General features: G+C 30.3%; 9 protein-coding genes. 7 read left to right on the top strand and 2 right to left on the bottom strand.

Features of this window, described 5'->3' with window-relative positions:
- Positions 1-2: 2 nt before the first annotated feature.
- The gene (locus ACTTAT_RS02345; RefSeq protein ID WP_440679460.1) at positions 3-425 is read right to left on the bottom strand and encodes a tetratricopeptide repeat protein; all 423 of its coding nucleotides are present in this window, start codon (positions 423-425) and stop codon (positions 3-5) included.
- Positions 425-1162: a competence/damage-inducible protein A gene (locus ACTTAT_RS02340; protein ID WP_440679458.1), complete on the bottom strand. Its 738-nt coding sequence runs from the start codon at positions 1160-1162 to the stop codon at positions 425-427. Before ACTTAT_RS02340 ends, ACTTAT_RS02345 begins: the two co-directional genes overlap by 1 nt.
- Between ACTTAT_RS02340 and sfsA the strand changes: the two genes are divergently transcribed.
- From sfsA to purL, 7 genes are read left to right on the top strand one after another with little or no spacing between them, the layout of a single operon-like run.
- Positions 1163-1858: a DNA/RNA nuclease SfsA gene (sfsA, locus tag ACTTAT_RS02335; protein ID WP_440679457.1), complete on the top strand. Its 696-nt coding sequence runs from the start codon at positions 1163-1165 to the stop codon at positions 1856-1858.
- On the top strand, positions 1858-2610 hold the full coding sequence (gene map, locus ACTTAT_RS02330) for a type I methionyl aminopeptidase (protein WP_440679456.1): 753 nt from the start codon (positions 1858-1860) through the stop codon (positions 2608-2610). Before sfsA ends, map begins: the two co-directional genes overlap by 1 nt.
- A 12-nt stretch (positions 2611-2622) precedes the next feature.
- Complete coding sequence (gene purB / locus ACTTAT_RS02325; RefSeq protein WP_440679455.1) at positions 2623-3915, top strand: adenylosuccinate lyase; 1293 nt, start codon at positions 2623-2625, stop codon at positions 3913-3915.
- The gene (purC, locus tag ACTTAT_RS02320; protein ID WP_440679454.1) at positions 3915-4697 is read left to right on the top strand and encodes a phosphoribosylaminoimidazolesuccinocarboxamide synthase; all 783 of its coding nucleotides are present in this window, start codon (positions 3915-3917) and stop codon (positions 4695-4697) included. Before purB ends, purC begins: the two co-directional genes overlap by 1 nt.
- Before the next feature lies 1 nt (position 4698).
- Positions 4699-4938, top strand: a complete 240-nt coding sequence (purS, locus tag ACTTAT_RS02315) for a phosphoribosylformylglycinamidine synthase subunit PurS (RefSeq protein ID WP_440679453.1) — start codon at positions 4699-4701, stop codon at positions 4936-4938.
- A complete protein-coding gene (gene purQ, locus ACTTAT_RS02310; RefSeq protein ID WP_440679452.1) occupies positions 4938-5615 on the top strand; it encodes a phosphoribosylformylglycinamidine synthase subunit PurQ in 678 nt (225 codons plus the stop codon). The genes purS and purQ overlap by 1 nt, the downstream gene beginning before the upstream one ends.
- On the top strand, positions 5615-7804 hold the full coding sequence (gene purL / locus ACTTAT_RS02305; RefSeq protein ID WP_440679451.1) for a phosphoribosylformylglycinamidine synthase subunit PurL: 2190 nt from the start codon (positions 5615-5617) through the stop codon (positions 7802-7804). The genes purQ and purL overlap by 1 nt, the downstream gene beginning before the upstream one ends.
- The last annotated feature ends 4 nt before the right edge of the window (positions 7805-7808 follow it).

The raw sequence follows: 7808 nt of genomic DNA, 5'->3' as shown, positions 1-7808 counted from the left end.
ACCTAAATCATTAGAAATTTTACATGGTAATGTACAAGCCTCAAAACCAAAAATAGATTTAACGCATTTTCAAACTTTTCAGATAGAATATAAACATTTCCCAAATTAATTTTGCTATCTAAAAAATTATTAATTTTAATATTTTTTTTAAAAAAAATTTCTGATTTTTTAAAATCTTTTTTATTTTTAAATAAAATTCCCAGGTTGTTTAATACATTTGGATTGTTTGAATTAATTTTTAAAGCTTTTGTTAAAAAAACCTCAGAATCATCAAATTTACCAGTTTGAAGATACAAGGTGCCAAGAAGTTGTAAGGTTTCAAAATTTTGCTGGTCTTTTTGCAAAATACCTAGGTATACTTTTTCAGCTTGAGTAAAATTTTGTTCTTTATGAAGTTTTAATGCTTGCTTTAGTTCTTCCAACATCAAGAATTTATAATATTTTCTTTAACCAGCAATCTAATTTCTTTTTCGCACAAATCTATGCTTTCTTTATTTGTTGATCTCATAACCAACACTGTTCCTGGTTTTTCTTTAAAATAAGGGTAACTCCCAACATCTACATCTTTATATTTTTTTTGAATTTCTTCCAATTCTTGAGCTATGGAACTTTCACGTAAAGAAGTATCTATTGATGCAGATAAAATTTTACTGCCAGATAAGATTAATTTATCTAAATTTACTACCATAGCCTGTAAAATTGATGGTACACCAGGTAATACAAAAACATTTTCAACATAAAAACCTGCAGCAAATGTTTTTGGATTTTGAATTAACTTGGCTTTTTCTGGCATCTTTGCCATTTTTTTTCTACCTTCATTAAAATCTTGATTTTCATAATATTTTTCTAAGATTTTATAAGCTTCTTGATGGTATTGATATTTTTGAGAAAACATTTTTGATATAGATTCAGAGGTAATATCATCATGGGTAGGGCCAATTCCACCAGTGGTAAAAACATATCCAAATGTTCTTCTTAAATGATCAACAGTGTCAATTATTACCTTTTCTTTATCGGGTATTATCCTTACTTCTTCAACGCTAATCCCCTTATCATTTAACCATGAGGATAAAAAAGATGTATTTTTGTCAACAGTCCTTCCAGATAAGATTTCATTGCCAATAATAACAATTGCTGCTGTAAACTCTTTTTGTAAATTCATATGAAAATAAGTCCTAAACTTCTACATGGTAAATTTATAAAAAGATATAAAAGATTTTTTGTTGATATTAATTTTAATAAAAAAAAAATAACAGCTCATTGCCCAAATTCTGGTTCAATGCTAGGTTTGTTAGATAGCGGTAATAATGTATGGATTTCGAAAAGTGATAACAAAAATAGAAAATTAAAATTTACATTAGAAATTATTAATGACAAAAAAAGCAATGTAGGTGTTAACACTCACAGGGCAAACCGTATTGTAGAAGAGTCTTTGATTAATAAAAAAATTAAAGAAATTAAAAACTACAACCTTTTAAAAAGAGAGGCAAAGTTTACAAAAGAAACAAGGTTTGATTTTTTATTAAATAATAAAAATAAAAAACTATTTCTAGAGGTAAAAAATGTTACTTTAAGTAGGAAAAAAAATATCTCTGAATTTCCAGATTCTGTTACAGCTAGAGGAAAAAAACATCTCGTTCATCTTCAAGAGGCAATCAAAAAAGGTTATGAAAGTTATTTACTTTTTTTAATACAAAGAGAAGATATAAAACTTATGAAAATTGCAGAGGATATCGACCCCGGTTATTTTAACGAAATTAAAAAAGCAAAAAAAAATGGTGTAAAAATTATTGCCTACTCTTGCAATGTAAATGAGAAAGAAATATCAGTCAACAAAAAGATAAAGGTCGTAATTTAATGTCTAAATTTAATAAATACTATCCAGATGAATTTAAGAAACTTAGAAACGCTGGGAGAATTTCCTCTCAATGTTTAGATTTTGTTTCAGACAAAATTAAACCAGGTATTAAAACTCAAGAGATCGATGATTGGTGTGTTAATTTTTTAAAAAAATATAATGCTGTATCAGCACCTCTTTTTTACAGAGGTTTTCCTAAATCTATTTGTACATCTGTTAACCATGTTGTTTGTCACGGAATACCTTCTGAAAAAATTTTAAAAGAAGGCGATATAATTAATGTTGATGTTACTTCTTTTGTTGATGGTTTTCATGGCGATACATCAAGAACATTTTGTGTTGGAAAAGTATCGGTTAAAGCAAAGAACTTAGTTGAAACTACAAAAAAAGCTTTGGACGAATCTATTAAAGTTCTTAAGCCTGGAGTTCATTTAGGCGATATTGGTTATGAAATTCAAAATTTTGTTGAGAAAAAAGGTTATTCTATTGTTAGAGATTTTTGTGGCCATGGAGTTGGCAGGAATTTTCATGAAGAGCCAAACATTCTTCATTACGGAAAAAGGGGGACAGGTCCAAAATTAGAAGAGGGAATGGTTTTTACAATTGAACCAATGATAAATGCTGGAAAATATGAAACTAAACTCTTAAATGATGGGTGGACCGCAGTAACAAAAGATAAGTCTCTATCAGCACAATTCGAACACACTGTGGGTATAACAAATAATGGGTATGAAATTTTTACCCTTTCATAATACAATAGCTTAATGATTCCACGATATTCAAGAAAAGAAGTGGCTCAAATTTGGGAGCCGATGAATAAATTTAAAATTTGGTTAGATATTGAAATATTTGCTGCTCAAGCAATGGAAAAATATAAAATTATACCGAAAGGGGTAGCGGCAAAAGTAAGAAAGAAATCAAAAATTAATATTAAAAGAATTGATGATATTGAAAAGAAAACAAAACACGATGTTATTGCTTTTTTAACATCTATTGCAGAAAAAGTTGGTCCAGAAGCAAAATACCTCCATCAAGGAATGACATCATCTGACGTTTTAGATACTTGTTTTAATTTGCAACTAAAGCAAGCTGGAAAAATACTTAATCAAGATATTGATAAACTTTTAAAAACTTTAAAAACAAAATCAATAAAATACAAAAATACTATTACTATTGGCAGAAGTCATGGAATTCATGCAGAGCCGGTAACATTTGGCTTAAAGCTTGCTACTTATTACGCAGAATTCAAAAGAAATAAAAAGAGATTAGAGCAAGCAATTGAGGAAATTTCAACATGTGCAATCTCTGGAGCTGTTGGAACATTTGCTCACATAGGGCCTAATATTGAAAAGTTTGTTGCAAAAAAACTTGGCTTAAAACCAGAGCCAATCTCCACACAAATAATTCCAAGAGATAGGCACGCTCACTTTTTTAATACTCTTGCATTAATTGCTAGTTCAGCAGAAAGATTAGCGACTGAGGTTAGGCATTTACAAAAGACTGAGGTCTTGGAAGCTGAGGAGTATTTTTCATCAGGACAAAAAGGTTCATCTGCTATGCCACATAAAAGAAATCCAGTATTGTCTGAAAATATTACTGGTTTAGCAAGATTGGTAAGGAGTTATTCAATTCCTGGAATGGAAAATATAGTTTTGTGGCATGAAAGAGATATTTCTCACTCGAGCGTTGAAAGGAATATTGGACCTGATGCCACTGTTACTCTAGATTTTTTACTCATTAGATTAAATAATGTAGTTGCAAATTTAGTTGTTCATCCAAAAACAATGGAAAGCAATTTAAACAAATTTAAAGGTTTAATTTTTTCTCAAGGAGTTATGTTAAAACTAACTCAAAAAGGAGTTAAGCGTGAGGATGCCTATAAAGTTGTTCAAAAAAATGCAATGAAAACTTGGGATAAAAATGAAGATTTTTATAATAATTTGAAAAAAGATAAACTAATTCAAAAAAACTTAACCGCAAAAGAACTCAAACGGTTATTTGATGTTAATTACCATAAAAGGTATATTAATCATATACTAGGAAGAGTTTTAAAATAATGAGAAGAAAAAAAATATACGAAGGTAAAGCAAAAATTTTATACGAAGGTCCTGAAAGAAATACTCTAGTTCAGTATTTTAAAGACGATGCTACAGCGTTTAATAATAAAAAAAAAGCGGTTATAGAAGGAAAAGGAGTTCTTAATAACAGAATTTCTGAATTTTTATTAAGTCAGTTAAACGATATTGGTATTGAAACACATTTAATCAAAAGATTAAATATGAGAGAACAATTAATTAAAAATTGTGAAATTCTACCAATTGAGTTTGTTGTAAGAAATATTGCAGCTGGATCTTTATCTACGAGATTGGGAATAGCTGAAGGAACAATGCTTAAAAGACCGATTATAGAATATTATTATAAAAATGATGACTTAGATGACCCGCTTGTTACTGAAGAACATATTGAAGTAAATGGATGGGCATCTACTTTAGAAATAGCTCAAGCTTCAGAGACCGCATTTAGAATTAATGATTTTTTGATCGGTTTATTTAGAGGCGTAGGTATCAAACTGGTTGATTTTAAACTTGAGTTTGGACGAGTTTGGAATACTGATGAAAGTCGAGTTATTCTTGCTGATGAAATAAGTCCTGACACTTGCAGATTGTGGGATACAAAAGATGAAAAAAAATTAGATAAAGATCGTTTTAGAAAAGGTCTTGGCGGCTTAGTTGAAGCCTACACTGAAGTTGCAAAAAGGTTAGGAATCATGCCAGAAGGCAGCAATATTATGGAAATAAAATCAGGAATATCTAAAACTATTAAACTTAAAAAAAAATAAATTGAAGTTCGAAGTATTCGTAACACTTAAAAAAGAAGTATTAGATCCTCAAGGTAAAGCGGTTGAAAACGCACTTGGTGATATTGGGCTCAGTGCTGTCAAAAATATTCGCCAAGGAAAATATTTTACACTAGAAGTGAGTGAAACTGATGAAAATAAAGCATCAGACTTAGTTAAGTCTTCATGTGAAAAATTACTTGCAAATCAAACTATAGAAAACTTTAAATTTAATAAGATTTAATGAAGGCTAATGTCATAGTTTTTCCAGGATCAAACTGTGACAGAGATGTAAAAGTTGCATTAGAAAAATTTCGAATACAAACTACAATGGTTTGGCATCAGGAAAATGAAATGCCAAAATCCGATTTAGTTGTTTTGCCTGGCGGTTTTTCATATGGAGATTATTTGAGGTGCGGAAGTATGGCTTCTAAATCAAACATAATGAACGAAGTTATTAAGCATGCGGATAAAGGTGGTTATTTAATTGGAATTTGCAATGGTTTTCAAATTTTAACAGAAACTGGTTTGTTACCTGGAGCTTTGTTAAGAAATAAAAAGCTAAAATTTATCTGCAAATATGTAAATCTTTTAATTGAAAATAACTCAACACCATTCACGTCAAAATATAAAAAAAATGAAAAAATAAAAATTCCAATTGCTCATAATGAAGGAAACTATTTTGCTGATGAAAAAACATTAAATGAATTACAAAATAATGAGCAAATTGTACTTAAATATTGTGATGAAAATTTAAATATTAACGATGAAAGCAATCCAAATGGTTCTTGTTTAAACATAGCCGGAATTATTAATAAAAATAAAAATGTAATTGGAATGATGCCCCACCCTGAACGATGTGTTGAAAATATTTTAGGTGGAACAAATGGTTCAGGTATTTTTCAATCATTATTAAATTAATGACAGAAGTAAATTTAGATTTAGCTGTTCAGCATGGTTTAACACCGGAAGAATATGAAAAAATAAAAGTTTTAATAGGAAGAAATCCAAACTTTACTGAACTTGGAATTTTTTCAGCAATGTGGAATGAGCACTGTTCTTATAAATCTTCAAAGGTGTGGTTAGGTACCTTGCCAACCAAAAATAACAGGGTAATTCAAGGACCAGGTGAGAATGCAGGTGTAATTGATATTGATGATGGTGATGTTGCTATATTTAAAATTGAAAGTCACAACCATCCATCATTTATTGAACCTTATCAAGGTGCGGCTACTGGTGTTGGTGGAATTTTGAGAGATGTCTTTACTATGGGTGCAAGACCAATTGCTAATTTAAATGCAATTCGTTTTGGCTCACCTGATCACCCAAAAACTAAACATCTTTTAAATGGTGTGGTTGCAGGAATTGCAGGATATGGAAATTGTATCGGAGTTCCAACTGTTGGTGGAGAAGTAGAATTTGATAGCTGTTACGATGGAAATATCTTGGTTAATGCAATGAATATTGGTTTAGCAAAAAAAGATAAGGTTTTTTATTCGATTGCAAGTGGAGTTGGTAATCCGGTAATTTATGTAGGCTCAAAAACTGGAAGAGATGGAATTCATGGTGCATCTATGGCATCTCAGGAATTTGACTCGGACTCAGAGTCAAAAAAACCTACAGTTCAGGTTGGGGATCCTTTTGCTGAAAAATTATTGTTAGAGGCATGTCTTGAATTAATGCAAACAGATACGATTGTGTCTATTCAAGATATGGGGGCTGCAGGTTTAACTTCTTCTTCGGTAGAAATGGCTTCAAAAGGAAATATTGGAATTGAATTAGATCTTAACAAAGTTCCATGCCGCGAAACAGGTATGACTCCTTATGAGATGATGCTATCTGAAAGCCAAGAAAGAATGCTTATCGTTCTTAAAACTGGAAAAGAAAAAGAAGCTGAAAAGATTTTTAAAAAATGGGACTTAGATTTTTCTGTAATCGGAATTTTGACTGACTCAAAAAACCTCACTTTAAAATATGACAATAAAACTGTTTGCGACATTCCAATTTCTGCATTAGCAGATGAAGCTCCAAAATATGAAAGAGAATGGATTGAAATTAAAAAACCAGAACATAGCGATCTTGAAAAAAAACTAGATAATATCAATTTGGAACAAACAATTAAAAATTTATTATCCCATCCAAACCAAGCCGATAAATCATGGGTGTGGGAACAATATGATCATATGGTTATGTGCGATACCGCTCAATTTCCAGGTGGTGATGCTGCGGTTATTAGGGTTCATGGCAATAATAAAAAGGCAATTGCAGCCTCTGTCGATTGCACGCCAAGATATTGCAATTCCCATCCTTATACTGGAGGAATGCAAGCAGTATGTGAAACGTATAGAAATTTATGTGCTGTAGGTGCTGAACCTATTGCGATTACCAACTGCTTAAATTTCGGTAATCCTGAAAAACCAGAAATCATGGGTCAATTTGTTGGTGTCATCAAAGGTATGACGGAAGCTTGTAAGAAATTAAACTATCCAGTGATATCTGGAAATGTTTCTCTTTATAATGAAACTAATGGTGTTGGCATTAATCCAACTCCAACAATTGGTGGTGTAGGTTTAATTAAAGATATTTCAAAAGTAAAAAGTTCAAGATTTAAAAATAAAAATAATAATATTTATATTATTGGTGAAACAATTGGTCACCTAGAACAAAGTATACTCTGTTATGACCTTTTACATTTAAAAAAAGGTCCTCCGCCATCTATTGATTTAAGTGATGAATTAAAAAATGGTGAAGCAATCAGATCACTAATAAATGAAAATTCAATTGAGTCATGTCATGACATATCATCAGGTGGTCTAATTTTATGTTTATTAGAAATGAGTATAGCTTCTCAAATTGGTTTTAAATTAAATACGAATAAAAAATCATTGGATAGAGTTAAATTTTTATTTGGTGAGGATCAGTCTAGATATATTGTTGAGGTTGATGATCAAAAAAAAAATAGCTTTGAAAAAAAACTTGTAGATTTAAATGTTTACTTTGAAAATATTGGCAAAACATCAGAAAAAATTAACATAGATGATGACTTGAAATTTGATTTACAAGAATTATCTAAACTAAATAAAGATTGGTTTTATAAATATAACAATTAATCTC

The organism is Candidatus Pelagibacter sp. HIMB1517, from assembly GCF_052047895.1.
Taxonomy (GTDB): Bacteria; Pseudomonadota; Alphaproteobacteria; order Pelagibacterales; family Pelagibacteraceae; genus HIMB114.
Note: the sequence above shows the minus strand (reverse complement) of the source record. Positions and strands in the feature narration are given on the sequence as shown.

What these genes read in the sequence shown, in the direction of transcription:
- ACTTAT_RS02340 (WP_440679458.1), bottom strand. Translation starts at nt 1,162, where the DNA reads ATGAATTTACAAAAAGAGTTTACAGCAGCAATTGTTATTATTGGCAAT.
- purB (WP_440679455.1), top strand. Translation starts at nt 2,623, where the DNA reads ATGATTCCACGATATTCAAGAAAAGAAGTGGCTCAAATTTGGGAGCCG.
- purC (WP_440679454.1), top strand. Translation starts at nt 3,915, where the DNA reads ATGAGAAGAAAAAAAATATACGAAGGTAAAGCAAAAATTTTATACGAA.
- ACTTAT_RS02345 (WP_440679460.1), bottom strand. Translation starts at nt 425, where the DNA reads ATGTTGGAAGAACTAAAGCAAGCATTAAAACTTCATAAAGAACAAAAT.
- purL (WP_440679451.1), top strand. Translation starts at nt 5,615, where the DNA reads ATGACAGAAGTAAATTTAGATTTAGCTGTTCAGCATGGTTTAACACCG.
- sfsA (WP_440679457.1), top strand. Translation starts at nt 1,163, where the DNA reads ATGAAAATAAGTCCTAAACTTCTACATGGTAAATTTATAAAAAGATAT.
- purQ (WP_440679452.1), top strand. Translation starts at nt 4,938, where the DNA reads ATGAAGGCTAATGTCATAGTTTTTCCAGGATCAAACTGTGACAGAGAT.
- map (WP_440679456.1), top strand. Translation starts at nt 1,858, where the DNA reads ATGTCTAAATTTAATAAATACTATCCAGATGAATTTAAGAAACTTAGA.